Source organism: Haloarcula sp. CGMCC 1.2071 (genome assembly GCF_037078445.1).
Lineage (GTDB): Archaea > Halobacteriota > Halobacteria > Halobacteriales > Haloarculaceae > Haloarcula > Haloarcula amylolytica.
The window spans coordinates 104504-118673 of the sequence record NZ_JAYMGY010000008.1; the positions used below are offsets into that span (position 1 = coordinate 104504).

Consider the following 14170-nt stretch of genomic DNA (forward strand, 5'->3'; position numbering starts at 1 on the left):
AATCAGTTTACTGACCCGTGAACTCCGGGTCACGTTTCTCGACGAACGCGGTTGCGCCCTCCTCGTGGTCGTCGGTCGTGAAAGCGACGCCCTGTGCGGTGGCTTCGTTTTCGAGTGCCTGCTCCAGCGAACTGTCCAGACTCCGGTTGACTAACCGCTTGGCGTGGCCGAGCGCGACCGTCGGTCCAGCGGCGATGTCGGCGACGAGTTCCGAAAACTCCGATTCGAACGTCTCCGCGTCGAACACCCGGGTGAACAGCCCGAGTTCCCCGGCCGCCTCGGCGTCCAGCAGTTCGCCGGTGAACAGCAGTTCCTTGGCCTTGTTCGGGCCGACGATTCGCGGAAGGAAATAGGAGACGCCGGAGTCACTCGCCAGTCCGACCTGGCGGAAGCCGAAGCCGATCTGGCCGGCAGTGCTCGCAACCTGTATATCACAGGCCAGCGCAAGTCCCGCACCGGCACCGAAGGCGGGGCCGTCGATTTTCGCGACGACCGGGAGGGGACAGCTGTGGACGGTCCGGATCGCTTCGTGGAGTGACGAGACCACCAGTTCGACCTGTGTGGCCGGCGGTCGGTCGTGCTTCACTCCCTGTAGCATTGCATTGATGTCCCCGCCGGCACAGAACGCCGGGCCCGCGCCCTCCAGCACGACACACCGGGCGTCGCTGTCGGTCACCGATTCGAACCGGGCAGTGAGTGCTTCGGCCAACTCCGCCGACAGAGCGTTTCGCGACTCCGGCTGGTTCAGCGTCACTGTGGCAATCCCGTCGTCGACAGACAGCGTCACTGTCGCATCTTCCATGTGGTGGCTCTCGACCGGCGGAAAGATAACAGTGGTGTCCGTCAGCGCCTGCCAGACCAACATCGTTGGGCAGTACCTTTTGCCCGGGCTAGTCCGTGTACTAGGTATGCGCCTGCACTGGCATCGCCGTGACCTCCGGGCGACGGACAACGCCGGCCTCGCCGCGGCGACCCCGTCCGACCCCGTTGTCCCGGTGTTCGTCTTCGACAGGGCCGTTCTCGACCACGCCGGCCCGCCCCGGGTCGCGTTCATGCTGGACGCTCTCGACAGCTTGCGCGAGTGGTACCGCGACCGCGGCAGTGACCTCGTCGTCGCCCGCGGGGACCCGACCGCCGTCATCCCGGACCTGGCGGTCGAATACGGCGTCGACACGGTCACCTGGGGCAAAGACTACTCCGGACTCGCTCGGGATCGCGACGCAGTGGTCCGGCAAGCGCTCGACGACGCGGACGTTGCTCGCGAAGCGGTCCAGAACGCCGTGTTGCACGAACCGGGCGAGATCACGACGAACGACGGCGACCCCTACAGCGTCTTCACTTACTTCGGCCGGAAGTGGCACGACCGCGAGAAGACGGCCCCCTACGAACCCCCGTCAGCCGACGAACTGGCTGATGTCGACGGCGACGCGCTCCCGACGCTGGCCGACCTCGGCTTCGATGAGCCAGAGGCGGACGTGCCCGCAGCGGGGACCGACGAAGCACGCGCCCTGCTCGATGATTTCCTCGACGAGAACGTCTACGAGTACGAGGAGCGCCGGGACTTCCCGGCCGACGAGTGCACCTCGCGGCTCTCGGCTCATCTGAAGTTCGGGACCATCGGCATCCGCGAAGTGTACGACCGCACCGAGGACGCCAAAGAGGGGACTGGCGGTGACCGACGGGAGTCCGTCCGGGAGTTCCAGTCCCAGCTAGCCTGGCGGGAGTTCTACACACAGGTGCTGTTTGCCCATCCGCACGTCGTCAGCTCGAACTACAAGTCCTACGAGAACCCTATCGAGTGGGAAAACGACGAGGAGCTGTTGCAGGCCTGGAAGGACGGTGAGACGGGCTATCCCATCGTCGACGCCGGAATGAGACAGCTCCGCGAGGAGGCGTACATGCACAACCGCGTCCGGATGATCGTCGCCTCCTTCCTCACGAAGGACCTGCTCGTCGACTGGCGCCACGGCTACGAGTGGTTCCGGGAGAAACTGGTCGACCACGACACGGCCAACGACAACGGCGGCTGGCAGTGGGCGGCCTCCACGGGGACCGACGCTCAGCCCTACTTCCGCATCTTCAATCCGATGACGCAGGGCGAAGACTACGACCCGGACGCCGAGTACATCAAGGAGTACGTCCCGGAACTGCGGGACGCCGCGCCCGAAGTAATCCACGACTGGAACGACTGCTCGCTCACCCAGCGGCGCAACGCCGCCCCGGAGTATCCTGACCCCGTTGTCGACCACAGCAAGCGCCGCGAACAGGCCCTCTCGATGTTCGAGCGGGCCAGGGGTGACGACTAGGATGGGAACATTCTGCTGTGCTGGACTCTCCTGAACACTTACACCCGCGGCGGAGCCGATATGTGGCGGTGCAACAACGGACAGTTACGGTTCCGTCCCGCTGTCCGTGTACAGTGATACCAAATGGCTCCTAAACGTTTAACAGGCAGCCGCGCGACAGATAGTGATGGAGGCGTTTTCATATGCCCGAACATTCCAATCCCGAACTGCCACCGCTCCCGTACGACTACGACGCACTGGAGCCACACATCTCCGAACAGGTGCTCACCTGGCACCACGACACCCACCACCAGGGGTACGTAAACGGCCTCGAATCGGCCGAGGAGACGCTCGCAGAGAACCGCGAATCCGGTGACTTCGGTTCGAGCGCGGCTGCCATGGGCAACGTCACCCACAACGGCTGTGGGCACTATCTCCACACGCTGTTCTGGGAGAACATGGACCCCAACGGCGGCGGTGAGCCGGAAGGCGAGCTCCTCGACCGCATCGAGGAGGACTTCGGCTCTTACGAAGGCTGGAAGGGCGAGTTCGAAGCCGCCGCATCAGCCGCCGGCGGCTGGGCGCTGCTCGTGTACGACCCCGTTGCCAAGCAACTGCGCAACGTGCCGGTCGACAAGCACGACCAGGGCGCGCTCTGGGGCTCCCATCCAATCCTCGCGCTCGACGTCTGGGAGCACTCCTACTACTACGACTACGGCCCCGCTCGCGGCGACTTCATCGACGCCTTCTTCGAGGTTGTCGACTGGGACAAGGCCGCTGAAGAGTACGACAAGGTCGTCGGCCGCGTCGAATAAGGGGCGACACTCGACGTTTTTTCGCGGATGTGCTGAGAGTCCGAGCGACGTCTGGGCCGATAGCGGTTTCTCCGGCGTTAATATCTAACGCCGACAACAAAAAATATCGGCGTGACTGGAGCAGACTACGGAACAGCAAGGTTACGGGAGGATATAGTTTTATAAGATGTGAATCAGTGGTAAGTGGTATGAGTCGCGATACCAATCGGCGAGCGTTCATGAAGCGCACTGGGGCGATAGGCACCGTGGGTCTGCTTGGTGGGTTGGCAGGCTGTTCAACCGAACAGACTGACGGCGGAGACGGCGGAGACGGCGGCGATGGTGGGATGACCGGTACCGGGACCGACTCGGGTGGCGACAGCGGCCCGGAATCGCCGGACGTGTTGATGGTCGTCGGCTATCCCCAGAGCGGTGTGCAACTGTTCAAGGACTTCTACGCCGACTACGGCGACGACGCCGCCGACATCCTCGTCACCGACGGACTGCAGGACGGCGAACTGCCGAGTAACGTCGGTGACGACATGTCGAACGTCCGCGGCACAGCCCCGTCAGCGGCCGGGCCCGGCGTCGATACGTTCACGGAGCAGTTCACCTCCGAGTTCGACTACGACGAGGCCGGCGTGTTCACGTCACAGGCCTACGACGCGACAGCGGTCCAGATTCTCGCCAACCTGCTGGCCGGGGAAAACGACGGACAGGCCGTCCGAGATCATATGCGTGTCGTCGCCAATCCGGGCGGCGACACGTACGGCCCCTCCGAACTGCCAGCGGCCGTCGAAGCGGCCGCCGCGGGCGAGAACATTCAGTACGAGGGGGCTTCGAGTGCAGTCGACTTCGACGAAAACGGGGACATGGCCTCGGCGCAGTACCAGGTCTTCGGCTTTCAGGACGGTGGGGGCGTCGATACGCTCAACACCGTCGACTTCGACGCGGGCGACGACATCCCGCAACCGGAACCGAACGGCTCTGGCAGCGACCCCGGACGAACGGTCCGGTTCGGTGTGCTGATGCCTGAGACCGGCGATCTCGGGCCGCTCGGCAGGCCGATCCGCGACGGGGCGATCCTCCCGGCCCTGCAACTCGAAGGCGAGGTCGACTTCGAGTTCGATTACCAGGTCGGTGACACCCAGACCCAGGCACAGGCGGGCATCGACGCGGCCAACTCCCTCGTCAGCGAGGGGTATCCGTCGATCACCGGAGCGGCCAGCTCCGAGACGTCGATACAGGTCGCCAGAAACGTGCTCGTCGACAGCGGCGTCGTCGGCTGTTCGCCTGCGTCCACGTCGCCGACGATTACCGACCTCGAAGACAACGATTATATGTTCCGAACCCCGCCCAGCGACGCGCTGCAGGGGCAGGTTCTGGCGCAAGTCGGCGTGGACGAACTCGGTGCCGAGACCGCATCGACGCTGTACGTGAACAACAGCTACGGCCAGGCGCTACAGGAGGCGTTCGCCGGCGCGTTCGAAGCGGAAGGCGGGACCATCGTGAACCAGGTCGGCTTCGAGCAACAGCAGTCCTCCTACACGTCTGAAATCAACAGCGCGATGAACCAATAACGGGTCTGTCAGCGCCGGCTCTTTTTTCGAGTTACCCGCCGAGGAAGTCCTGACGGACCTGCTCGTCGTTGAGGAGAACCGTCCCCTCGTCCTCGTAGCGGTTCTGACCCTGGACGAGCACGTAGCCCCGATCACACCGCCGGAGCGCTTCCTTGGCGTTTTGCTCGACCATCAGAATCGCCGTCCCGTCGTCGTTGATGCGGTCGATACGGTCGAACATATCGTCGACGAGGTCCGGGGCCAGCCCGGCGGAGGGCTCGTCGAGCAACAGCAGGTCGGGGTCGAGCATCAGCGCCCGGCCCATGGCGAGCATCTGCTGTTGCCCGCCCGACAGCGTCCCGGCCGACTGGTCGGACCGCTCCCGGAGGATGGGGAACCGCTCGTACACCTCCTCGATGCGGTCCTCTGGGACTTCATCGAGGATGTACGCGCCCATTTCGAGGTTCTCGCGCACGCTCAGCGACCCGAACACGTTGCCGGTCTGGGGGACGTAGCTGATGCCCTCGTAAATGATCTCGTCGGGGTTGCGCCGGCTGATGTCGGTCCCGTCGAAGATGACGTCCCCGCCCATGTACGTCGTCAGGCCGAAGACGGACTTCATCACCGTCGACTTGCCGGCCCCGTTCGGGCCGACGATAACGACGTACTCGCCGTCCGCAACGTCCATGTGGACGTCGCTGAGGACCTGCAGGTCGCCGTAGCCGGCATCGAGGTCCCGGATTGCGAGGAGGCGTTCGCTCGGGTCGGGGAGGGTGACGGTCTCGGACTCCGTCGCGCGCTGGCTCATACGTCACCTCCGAGGTACGCCTCGAGTACCCGCTCGTCCGACGTGATAGTCTCGGCGTCCCCTTCGGCGAGGACGCTTCCCTGGTGCATGACGATGATGTGTTCGCAGTTGTTCATGATGACGTCCATGTCGTGTTCGACGAGCAGGAAGGTCAGCCCCTGCTCCCGGCGGAGTTCGTGGATCCGCTCCAGCAGTTTCTCCTCCAGCGTCGGGTTGACGCCGGCAAGCGGCTCGTCCAGCAGAATCATCTCGGGGTCGGTCATCAGGACCCGCGCCATCTCCAGCAGTTTCCGCTGACCACCGGAGAGATTGCCGGCGTTCTCGTGGGCGAGGTGGTCGATCTCGAAGAACTCCAGCGTCTCCCACGCGCGGTCCCGGACAGCCACCTCGTCCTTGATTACGTCCCCGCGAAGCCCCGGCGTCACCGACCGGACGACTGACTCCCCGGCCTGTCCGCCCGGTGCGAGCATCACGTTCTCCAGAACGGTCATGTCCGATAGCTCACGGGCGATCTGGAACGTCCGGACCAGCCCCCGGTTCGCGAGCGTGTACGGTGCGAGTCCGGTGATGTCCTGACCGTCGAAGGTGACCCGCCCACCGGTCGGCTCGTGAATGCCCGTGATGCAGTTGAACGTTGTCGACTTACCGGCCCCGTTCGGCCCGATGAGACCGGTGAGCGACCCCTCTGCCACGGAGAACGTCGCCCCGTCGACCGCGACGACGCCGCCGAACTCCTTGCGGAGGCCGTCGACTACGAGCAGGGGAGAGTCGATAGCGTCGCTCGTGACGGCCGTCTCCCGTTGCTCTGCGGCCTCGGGTTCACTCATCGGCCTCACCTCCGGACCCGGACTGTGGTCTGTCCAGACTCACACTCGTTGCAGGTTCGTTCCGGTGGCCGAGCAGCCCGTCCGGCTGGTTCTGGATGATGTATATCAGGACGACGCCAATGAGCACGAACCGGAGCGTGCTGACGTTGCTAATGGTGTATGCGAGGAGAGGGAGCGGGTCAAGTGACGCGAATCCGGCGACCGCGTCGACGATGTTGCCGGGTGCGCGAGTGCCGCCCAGCGAGACGTTCTCTCCTAGTCGCGCCGGCAGATAGAACAGCAGTCCGGAGAACGTCGCCGCCCCGACGATGCTGCCGGTGTTGGACCCGGAGCCGCCGATGATGAGGGCCGCGAACACGTAGAACGTGATCGTCGGTCTGAACTGCTGTGGGCTGATGTAACCCGCCTGTCCGCGGAACAGGACACCGGCCAGTCCCATCAGCGCGCAGCCGATCATGAACGTCTTGATTTTGAACTGGCGGGTGTCCTTGCCGAGAGACTGGGTCACGGTCTCGTCCTCGCGGATCGCTTTCAGCACGCGACCGAACGGCGAGTTCGTGATGCGGGCGAGCACCCAGTAGCTCCCGGCCACGACCAGCAGGAGGAGTATCCCGTACGTGAGATTCGCCAGGTTCGGCCCGGAGACGCCGACGCCCTCCGCGGCAGTGACGAGTGGCTGCCCGACGCCGTTGATAAGTGTTGACGCCACCTCGTTCGCGGACTTGAACGAGATGCCGGTCGCGCCGCCGGTGCCGACCGGCACCCCGAACAGCGAGAACTCGGCGAGGCCGCTCCAGTTGACAACGAGTCGGATTATCTCCGAGAACGCGACTGTCACGATAGCGAGGTAGTCCGCTTTCAGTCTGAGCGCCGGGAGCGCCGCGAGACCGCCGACGATAGCGGCCATAACCATACCGCCGATGAGGCCGACCCACAGCGGGAGGCCGAGCCCAGGGACCGCTCCAGCGGCGGGGTCAGTTGGCGCAGTGAGAACCGCCGTGGTGTACGCGCCAACGGCCATAAACCCCGCAATGCCGATGTTGAACAGGCCAGTGTACCCCCACTGGAGATTCAGTGCCAGCGCGAGGATTGCGTAGCCGCCGATGAGTACGGTCACGCTGCCGATGAAGCCGGCGGCGAGGTTCGCCCAGTTCGCCCCGCCGACAGCGATTGCCAGCACGAGCATCACGGCCCAGATACTGGCGATGAAGCCGACGACCAGCCCCACGTCCGGAAGCGCGTCCAGACGGTCTCGAACAGTGTCAACAGTACTCATGCGGTCGACACCCCCCCGAAGATGCCGGACGGGCGCAACAGCAAGACGACGATGAGTACCAGGAACGCGGAGGCCCGCGTCAGCCCGGACGGCAGCCAGATAAGGGCCAGGCTATCGACCAGTCCGATGAGGATCCCGCCGGCCATCGCCCCGTATATCGAGCCGATACCGCCGACGATGACAGCGGCGAAGATGAGCAGGAGCAGAATCCAGCCGAAGTTGAACGATATCGTGCCGCTTTCCAGCACGAGCAGGTAGCCACCGATGCCCGCCAGACCGCCGCCGAGAATCCAGGTGAGCCGGATCACGCGTTCGGTCGGAATCCCGGTCACGCGTGCGAGGTCCTCGTTGTCGGCCATCGCCCGCATCGCCTTGCCGAGCTTCGTCCGTTGGAGCAGCAGGTGGACGCCAAGCATCAACAGGAGCGACACCACCAGCAGGGTGATTTCGTTGTCGGTGACCGAGATCATCGAGAACACCGTCACTCGGAGCCCGCCGCTTGCGACCCCGCTGGTCTGCGTGCCAAAGACGAACGCGATGAGGTATCGCAATGCGAGTGCGACACCGATTGACGCGATCAGCAAGGAGATGTTGTCCGTATCGCGCATGGGGCGATAGGTGAGTCGGTCGATGAGTAACACGATACCGATTGACCCGACCCCGGCGACGACGAGACCGAGAAGCACCGGAGCGAACGTCGAAACGGTGCTCAACTGCCGTCCAGAGTTGAGCATGAACAGTTCTGCAATCGGGGCTCCGGTTCCGAGACCGGCGGTGATGTACGCGGCGACCCACCCCAGGAACGCCCCCACCGTCACTGTGTCCCCGTGTGCGAAGTTGGCGAAGTCGAGGATGCTGTACGTCATCGACAGGCCGATTCCGGCGAGGCCGACCGCCAGTCCGACGAGCAGTCCGTCCACCACCATCGAGAGCAACGAGCCCACGGTGAGGGACCCCCCCAGTAACCTGGTCCCGAGGAAGAACACGGTTGTCCCAGCGAGCTTTGCAACTAAATCCAGCAAGAGGAAGCCACTTACGGCGGCCACCACTGCTGCCCCCGGCCGGTCACCCATCACCACGCGGCCGTCTCTTGCGAACTCAGCAATTCCCATAGGTTACCGTTCGTTGGACCCTCCTGTCTAAATAACCCACCGGAAATTCGTACGAAATAACCGTGTAGAAGCCAGGACACCGCTGTCAAAACAGGAATCTCCCCCTCCCATGGTCGCGTGTCGAGCGAGAGACTAGTGATACCACGGTACAGACTGGCGAATAGCGCCACTTCGAACCCAGTGCGGATCACGAATTCGAGCGCCCGCACGGCGCGCGACACCGGTTTCGGTCACCACTGCTTCGAGTCGTACCCGTCCCGAGAAATCACCGGACTCCGGCCGGATACTGGCTGAGAACGGTGCTATTCACAGCGCTTTTATGCGGTCCATCGATGATATACGACAGATGGTACGCCTGGTCGTCGCCAGTCTCGTGCTGGTTCTCCTGCTGGGGAGCGGTGCCGCGCCGCTGGCGATGTCACAGCCGGCCGACGAGAGCGTCGGCGTCCAGACGCCCGATAGGTTCGACCGGACGACGTTCCAGGTCACACTGTATCAGAACGGGTCAGCCGAGTGGGCAATCGTCCACAGGACTCCACTGGTAAACGATTCTGAGCAGGAGTTTGAGGAGTTCGCCGAGGCGTTCGAGCAGACGGAGCAACCGCTGTACCAGAATTTCGTCGAGCAGTCGACGCTGCTGACACAGTACGGGACGAACGTGACTGACCGGAACATGAGTGCGACCGACTACAAGCGGTCGGCATCGGTCGACCCGCTCCAGAACACCGGCACGGTTCGGATGTCGTTCCGCTGGCATAACTTCGCTGTCGTCGAGGGCGACTCCGTCGTGGTCAGCGACGTGTTCGACGGCGGGTTCTACATCGGGTCGAGCCAGTCGTTCGTCTTCGAGCGCGGCCCCGAACTGGCATTCGTCAATGTCAAGCCGGAACCTGACTCACAGAGTACCCCGGACTCGCTCGAAAACAGCGAGAGCGTTACGTGGAACGGCGAGCAGTCGTTCAACGACCGCCGGCCCTACGTGGAACTGCAACCGCGCGAAACCGGCCAGAGCGCCGGTACGGAGCAGCGCACCACGGCGGGCGGTGACACATCTGACGAGGCTGCCAGCGGGCCGTCGTGGATGCTCCCGGCCGCTGTCGTCGTTGTCATCATCGTCGCCGGCGGTGCGGCCGCGTGGCGGTCCGGCGCACTGGGACAGGTCCTGGGAACCGACGACGACGAACCGCCCGCTGCGTCACCGTCGGGCGCTACGGACGCGGAGCAGTCGTCGACGGCTCCGCCGGGCGAGACGGCGGCGGCCGCCGACACAGCAGACGAACCGGCCGTCCCCGACGAGGAACTGCTCACCGACAGCGACCGCGTCCGCAAACTGCTGGAGGAGAACGGCGGCAGAATGAAGCAGGTCGACATCGTCGACAGTACCGACTGGTCGAAGTCGAAGGTCAGCATGCTCCTCTCGGACATGGAGGACGACGGCGACATCTCGAAGCTCAGAGTCGGCCGCGAGAACATCATCAGCCTCGCCGGTCAGGAGCCCGACGCCGCTGGCTCACCGTTCGACGACGAGTGAGACCGCCGGCTGTACGTCTGTACAGAACTCTCCCACTGTGAATACCGTGCCATAGTTACAGCCAACAGTATGAGGAACCAACACAGGGCGGGGCCGAAACGCAATGATTATACGTATCTCCTCGCTACGAATTTGTGTACGCTCCGTTGGTGTAGTCCGGCCAATCATATCACCCTCTCACGGTGATGACTAGGGTTCAAATCCCTGACGGAGCATTTCTCTCCGATTCGACGGATACACAGTCACCACGTTCTGTGACCGACAGTATTTGTGTCTCCCAGTCCAACCGGGCGGTATGCGCGTCGCGGTAGTCACCGTCGGAGACGAACTGCTCAGTGGCGAGACGGTCAACACGAACGCCGCGTGGCTGGGACAACAGCTCGCGCAGCGTGGCGTCACTGTCGGCCGGACGACGGTCGTCCCCGACAAGATATCGGATATCGCCCGCGTGGTCAACGAGTACCATGCGGAGTTCGACGCCGTCATCGTCACCGGCGGCCTTGGACCGACACACGACGACAAAACCATCGAGGCCGTCGCCGCGGCGTTCGGCCGGGACGTCGTCGAGAGCGAGGACGCCATCGCGTGGCTGGAGGAACACGGCGGCTACACGCGCGAGGATCTGACCGACGGAACCGGCGAGGTGCCGGAGGGGTCCCGCGTGCTGCCCAACCACGAGGGCGTCGCCCCCGGCTGTGTCGTCGAGAGCTGTTACGTCTTGCCGGGCGTGCCGGCCGAGATGAAGCGGATGTTCGAGGAGATTGCGGGCGAGTTCGCCGGCGAGCAGCGGTACGTTCGCACCGTCGACGCCGATGAGCCCGAGAGCGCGCTGCTGGATCGACTGGCGGAGGTACAGGAGCAGTTCCCGGTCAAGGTCGGAAGCTATCCCGGCGACCACGTAACCGTCCGGTTCGAGGGGACAGAGGAGGAGCTGGTCGAGGACGCGGCCGCGTGGTTCGGCGAACGCGTCGAGTCACCGACGGCGGAGTGACTACCGGTAGAGGTGGTTCAGCCAGAGAAACGTCAGGAGCAGGCCACCGAGCGTGATGACCGCGCCGGACGCGTTGATGATCCCTGTCTGAACGCCGCTCTGGAGTAGGACTGACATAGCTGTGCGTTCTTCGTGGGGTGGCTTGAAAGGCACGCTCCCGGGTCCCTTTTGCCGCGGGGTCGCGTAGTGACGGCGAATGCGACGAATCGGTGTCGTGGTCAACCCCATCGCCGGGATGGGCGGCCGCGTCGGCCTCAAGGGCACTGACGGGAAAGTCGCGGAGGCGCGCCGCCGCGGCGCGGAGCAACGCTCACCGGACCGCGCACGGACGGCGCTGGAGTCACTCGCCGATGTGGGGACGGACGTGAAACTGCTTACCTACGGCGACCCGATGGGGGAGGGTATCGCTCGTGTGGCGGGGTTCGACCCGACGGTGGTCGGCTCCCCGGCGACTCCCGACGAGACGACCAACGAGGACACCCGAGCTGCGGTCCGGGCGTTCGCCGAGGCGGATGTGGACGCGATCCTGTTCGTCGGCGGCGACGGCACAGCCGTCGACGTGGCGACGACCCTCGACGAACTGGATGCCGACATCCCGATTCTGGGCGTCCCGGCGGGCGTCAAGGTGTACTCCTCCGTGTTTGGCGTGTCGCCGCGCGCGGCCGGGCGCATTGTGGCCCGCTTCTCCGAGACGGAGCGTGCGGAGGTCAACGATATCGACGAGGACGCCTTCAGAGGCGGGGAAGTGGTCACTGAACTCCGGGCCGTCGCGGAGGTGCCCGTCGCCGACCAGCGCCAGTCCGCCAAGCAACTGGGCGGCGGCAGCGTCGAATCACTTGCCGAGAGTGTCGCCAACGTCGTCGAACCGGGCGTCACGTACGTCCTCGGACCAGGGAGCACTGTCGGCGCTATCAAGGAACAGCTCGGGTTCGACGGGACGACGCTCGGCGTGGACGTGTGGCGCGACGGAGAGGTGCTTGCTCGCGACGCCGCCGAATCTGACATTCTCGACGCCCTTGGCGACCGAAACGTCATCGTCGTCTCGCCCATCGGCGGCCAGGGGTTCGTGTTCGGCCGGGGGAACCAGCAGCTATCGCCGGCGGTCATCAGGCAGTGTGACCTCGAAGTCGTCGCCTCCCGCCGGAAACTGGACGGTATCGGCACGCTCCGCGTCGACACCGGCGACCCGGACCTCGACGAGGAACTGCGCGGCTGGCTGCGGGTCCGCATCGGCCGACACGAGCGTCGACTCGTCGAAGTCGTCTAATCCCTCTGTGGCCTCCCCAGCCGAGAGACGCAAGCCATGATATATCGGCTCCGGTATTTTATCATGTATAGTCAAGATTAAGGTATCTCACGCCCCACAAAGGACATATGGAAACCCGGAAAGTCCAGCGATTGGGGCCGTCGACGCTCGCGATGACGTTGCCGGCGGAGTGGGCCAGTGCGCACGACGTCGAAAAGGGCGACGAGGTGTCGCTACGGATGGGTGGCAAAGGCACGCTGACAGTCATGCCCGAGTCCGTCCAGACCGAGGAATCAGAGGCTATCATCCACGCAGAGAATCTCGATGCCGCGTCTGTCGAGCGGGCTATCGTCGCACAGTACGTGCTCGGCCGGCGCGTCATCCACGTCGAAGCCCCGGAGGGCGAGACGCTGGAATCCTCTCACATCAACGCCGTCTACAACGCCGAAACCCAGCTGATGGGCCTCGGCGTCATCGAGGAGACGCCCGACCGGATCGCGATTCGCTGCTCCGTCGACCCGGAGGACTTCACGCTGAACAACCTTCTCGAACGGCTGGAATCCACCGGCTCGACGATGCGAAACGAGGCGGTGAAATCCCTCGCCCACGGCAACCCTGACCTCGCCCAGCGGGCGCTCAACCGCGAGCGACAGGCCAACAAGATATTCGTTCTCCTGCTACGGCTCATCTTCACGGCCTACCAGAACCCCAACCTCGCGCGGGCCATCGGCCTCAACGACGGCTTCCCGCTCATCGGCTACCGCTCGATTGCGAAGAACCTCGAACTGACGGCGGACAACGCCGAGGACATCGCCGAAATCGCGCTGGAGACCGAGGACCACTCCCTCAACGTCGACAGTTCGACGATGCGCCGCATCCGCGAGTTCACCGACCAGGTCAACGATATCACCGAACTCGCGGTCCAGGCGGCCGTCGACCGCAACTACGACACCGCGATTCAGGTCCGAGAGCTGTACAAGGACATCGGCGACAAGGAACACGAGATCCTCGACGACCTGCCGGAGATGGACAACGAGGCGCTGCTGGAAGTGCGTGAAGTGCTCGTCAGCCTCCAGCAGACGGCCGAGTTCGCGGTCCGGAGCGCCGAGATCGCGACGAACCTCGCGCTCAACGAGGAGTCCGAACACACGACCATCGAATAGCGCTTTCGACACCAGCCCGAATGAACTAAGTGGGCAACACCGAAAGCCTCGTACATGAGTTCCAAGGCGTCCAAAAGCGACATGGGGACGGGTCTGGCCCTGCTGTTCGGGCTCGTCTCGGTCGGCGCGGCCGTGGTCACAGCAACCAACAGCTACAACTACGCGATTCTGCACGCACAGGAACTTGAGACCGGGAATCTTCTCGTGACATCCGGCGGCGCGTTCGGGCTTGCAATGCTGGCCGCGGCCGTGGCTATCGTGGCGATTCACGCCTACGACGCCTGACGCCTGGTATCAGCGGAGAGACTGTGAAGGGAACCGTTAAAAACGCTGAGACCTAGTCTCTAGTATGGCCGATTACAGCGAGGAAGACCGACGCATTCTCGAATATCTCCGGGACAGCGTCTCGCGTGGGGAGAGCTACTTCCGCGCGAAGAACATCGCTGAGCAGCTCGGCCTCTCGTCGAAGCAAGTGGGAGCGCGGCTGCCACGCTTAGCTGAGGAGGCCGACGAAGTCGAGATCGAGAAGTGGGGACGGGCACGGTCGACGACGTGGCGCGTCACGCCGACCGGATAGC

General features: G+C 64.2%; 14 protein-coding genes and 1 tRNA gene. 10 read left to right on the top strand and 5 right to left on the bottom strand.

What is annotated here, in order from left to right; genetic code table 11:
• Nucleotides 1-7 precede the first annotated feature (7 nt).
• Nucleotides 8-865, bottom strand: coding sequence for an enoyl-CoA hydratase/isomerase family protein (locus VI234_RS14940; RefSeq protein WP_336330462.1), 858 nt, complete (start codon nt 863-865; stop codon nt 8-10).
• 43 nt (nt 866-908) lie between these two features.
• Between VI234_RS14940 and VI234_RS14945 the strand changes: the two genes are divergently transcribed.
• From VI234_RS14945 to VI234_RS14955, 3 genes are all read left to right on the top strand, one after another.
• Nucleotides 909-2306, top strand: coding sequence for a cryptochrome/photolyase family protein (locus VI234_RS14945; protein WP_336330463.1), 1398 nt, complete (start codon nt 909-911; stop codon nt 2304-2306).
• Between the two features lie 182 nt (nt 2307-2488).
• Entirely contained in the window at nt 2489-3100 is a 612-nt protein-coding gene (sod, locus tag VI234_RS14950) for a superoxide dismutase (RefSeq protein WP_008309249.1), read from the top strand.
• Between the two features lie 188 nt (nt 3101-3288).
• Nucleotides 3289-4659 carry an ABC transporter substrate-binding protein gene (locus tag VI234_RS14955; protein WP_442905026.1) on the top strand — a complete coding sequence of 457 codons (1371 nt, stop codon included), beginning with the start codon at nt 3289-3291 and terminating at the stop codon, nt 4657-4659.
• Between the two features lie 31 nt (nt 4660-4690).
• Here the strand turns inward: VI234_RS14955 and VI234_RS14960 are convergent, their stop codons facing one another.
• The 4 genes from VI234_RS14960 to VI234_RS14975 are packed head-to-tail and all read right to left on the bottom strand — an operon-like array spanning nt 4691 to nt 8661.
• Nucleotides 4691-5446 carry an ABC transporter ATP-binding protein gene (locus tag VI234_RS14960; RefSeq protein WP_336330464.1) on the bottom strand — a complete coding sequence of 252 codons (756 nt, stop codon included), beginning with the start codon at nt 5444-5446 and terminating at the stop codon, nt 4691-4693.
• Nucleotides 5443-6273: an ABC transporter ATP-binding protein gene (locus VI234_RS14965; RefSeq protein WP_336330465.1), complete on the bottom strand. Its 831-nt coding sequence runs from the start codon at nt 6271-6273 to the stop codon at nt 5443-5445. The genes VI234_RS14960 and VI234_RS14965 overlap by 4 nt, the downstream gene beginning before the upstream one ends.
• Nucleotides 6266-7549 (bottom strand): branched-chain amino acid ABC transporter permease, encoded by a 1284-nt coding sequence (locus VI234_RS14970; RefSeq protein WP_336330466.1) that lies wholly within the window; start codon nt 7547-7549, stop codon nt 6266-6268. The genes VI234_RS14965 and VI234_RS14970 overlap by 8 nt, the downstream gene beginning before the upstream one ends.
• A complete protein-coding gene (locus VI234_RS14975; protein ID WP_146417253.1) occupies nt 7546-8661 on the bottom strand; it encodes a branched-chain amino acid ABC transporter permease in 1116 nt (371 codons plus the stop codon). The genes VI234_RS14970 and VI234_RS14975 overlap by 4 nt, the downstream gene beginning before the upstream one ends.
• Before the next feature lie 319 nt (nt 8662-8980).
• Between VI234_RS14975 and VI234_RS14980 the strand changes: the two genes are divergently transcribed.
• The 7 genes from VI234_RS14980 (at nt 8981) to VI234_RS15010 (ending at nt 14169) form a co-directional block, all read left to right on the top strand.
• Nucleotides 8981-10192 (top strand): helix-turn-helix transcriptional regulator, encoded by a 1212-nt coding sequence (locus tag VI234_RS14980; protein WP_336330467.1) that lies wholly within the window; start codon nt 8981-8983, stop codon nt 10190-10192.
• A gap of 140 nt (nt 10193-10332) precedes the next feature.
• Nucleotides 10333-10407 (top strand) — tRNA-Glu (locus VI234_RS14985).
• Nucleotides 10408-10487: 80 nt separating this feature from the next.
• Nucleotides 10488-11183: a competence/damage-inducible protein A gene (locus VI234_RS14990; RefSeq protein ID WP_336330468.1), complete on the top strand. Its 696-nt coding sequence runs from the start codon at nt 10488-10490 to the stop codon at nt 11181-11183.
• Between the two features lie 196 nt (nt 11184-11379).
• The gene (locus tag VI234_RS14995) at nt 11380-12450 is read left to right on the top strand and encodes an ATP-NAD kinase family protein (protein ID WP_336330469.1); all 1071 of its coding nucleotides are present in this window, start codon (nt 11380-11382) and stop codon (nt 12448-12450) included.
• Nucleotides 12451-12557: 107 nt separating this feature from the next.
• On the top strand, nt 12558-13592 hold the full coding sequence (locus tag VI234_RS15000) for a phosphate signaling complex PhoU family protein (protein ID WP_004961528.1): 1035 nt from the start codon (nt 12558-12560) through the stop codon (nt 13590-13592).
• A 54-nt stretch (nt 13593-13646) separates the two neighbouring features.
• Nucleotides 13647-13877: a DUF7525 family protein gene (locus VI234_RS15005; RefSeq protein ID WP_011223248.1), complete on the top strand. Its 231-nt coding sequence runs from the start codon at nt 13647-13649 to the stop codon at nt 13875-13877.
• 64 nt (nt 13878-13941) lie between these two features.
• The gene (locus tag VI234_RS15010) at nt 13942-14169 is read left to right on the top strand and encodes a DUF7123 family protein (RefSeq protein ID WP_004592831.1); all 228 of its coding nucleotides are present in this window, start codon (nt 13942-13944) and stop codon (nt 14167-14169) included.
• Nucleotide 14170 lies beyond the last annotated feature (1 nt).

What these genes read in the sequence shown, in the direction of transcription:
- VI234_RS14940 (WP_336330462.1), bottom strand. Translation starts at nt 865, where the DNA reads ATGTTGGTCTGGCAGGCGCTGACGGACACCACTGTTATCTTTCCGCCG.
- VI234_RS14945 (WP_336330463.1), top strand. Translation starts at nt 909, where the DNA reads ATGCGCCTGCACTGGCATCGCCGTGACCTCCGGGCGACGGACAACGCC.
- sod (WP_008309249.1), top strand. Translation starts at nt 2,489, where the DNA reads ATGCCCGAACATTCCAATCCCGAACTGCCACCGCTCCCGTACGACTAC.
- VI234_RS14955 (WP_442905026.1), top strand. Translation starts at nt 3,289, where the DNA reads ATGAGTCGCGATACCAATCGGCGAGCGTTCATGAAGCGCACTGGGGCG.
- VI234_RS14960 (WP_336330464.1), bottom strand. Translation starts at nt 5,446, where the DNA reads ATGAGCCAGCGCGCGACGGAGTCCGAGACCGTCACCCTCCCCGACCCG.
- VI234_RS14965 (WP_336330465.1), bottom strand. Translation starts at nt 6,273, where the DNA reads ATGAGTGAACCCGAGGCCGCAGAGCAACGGGAGACGGCCGTCACGAGC.
- VI234_RS14970 (WP_336330466.1), bottom strand. Translation starts at nt 7,549, where the DNA reads ATGAGTACTGTTGACACTGTTCGAGACCGTCTGGACGCGCTTCCGGAC.
- VI234_RS14975 (WP_146417253.1), bottom strand. Translation starts at nt 8,661, where the DNA reads ATGGGAATTGCTGAGTTCGCAAGAGACGGCCGCGTGGTGATGGGTGAC.
- VI234_RS14980 (WP_336330467.1), top strand. Translation starts at nt 8,981, where the DNA reads ATGCGGTCCATCGATGATATACGACAGATGGTACGCCTGGTCGTCGCC.
- VI234_RS14990 (WP_336330468.1), top strand. Translation starts at nt 10,488, where the DNA reads ATGCGCGTCGCGGTAGTCACCGTCGGAGACGAACTGCTCAGTGGCGAG.
- VI234_RS14995 (WP_336330469.1), top strand. Translation starts at nt 11,380, where the DNA reads ATGCGACGAATCGGTGTCGTGGTCAACCCCATCGCCGGGATGGGCGGC.
- VI234_RS15000 (WP_004961528.1), top strand. Translation starts at nt 12,558, where the DNA reads ATGGAAACCCGGAAAGTCCAGCGATTGGGGCCGTCGACGCTCGCGATG.
- VI234_RS15005 (WP_011223248.1), top strand. Translation starts at nt 13,647, where the DNA reads ATGAGTTCCAAGGCGTCCAAAAGCGACATGGGGACGGGTCTGGCCCTG.
- VI234_RS15010 (WP_004592831.1), top strand. Translation starts at nt 13,942, where the DNA reads ATGGCCGATTACAGCGAGGAAGACCGACGCATTCTCGAATATCTCCGG.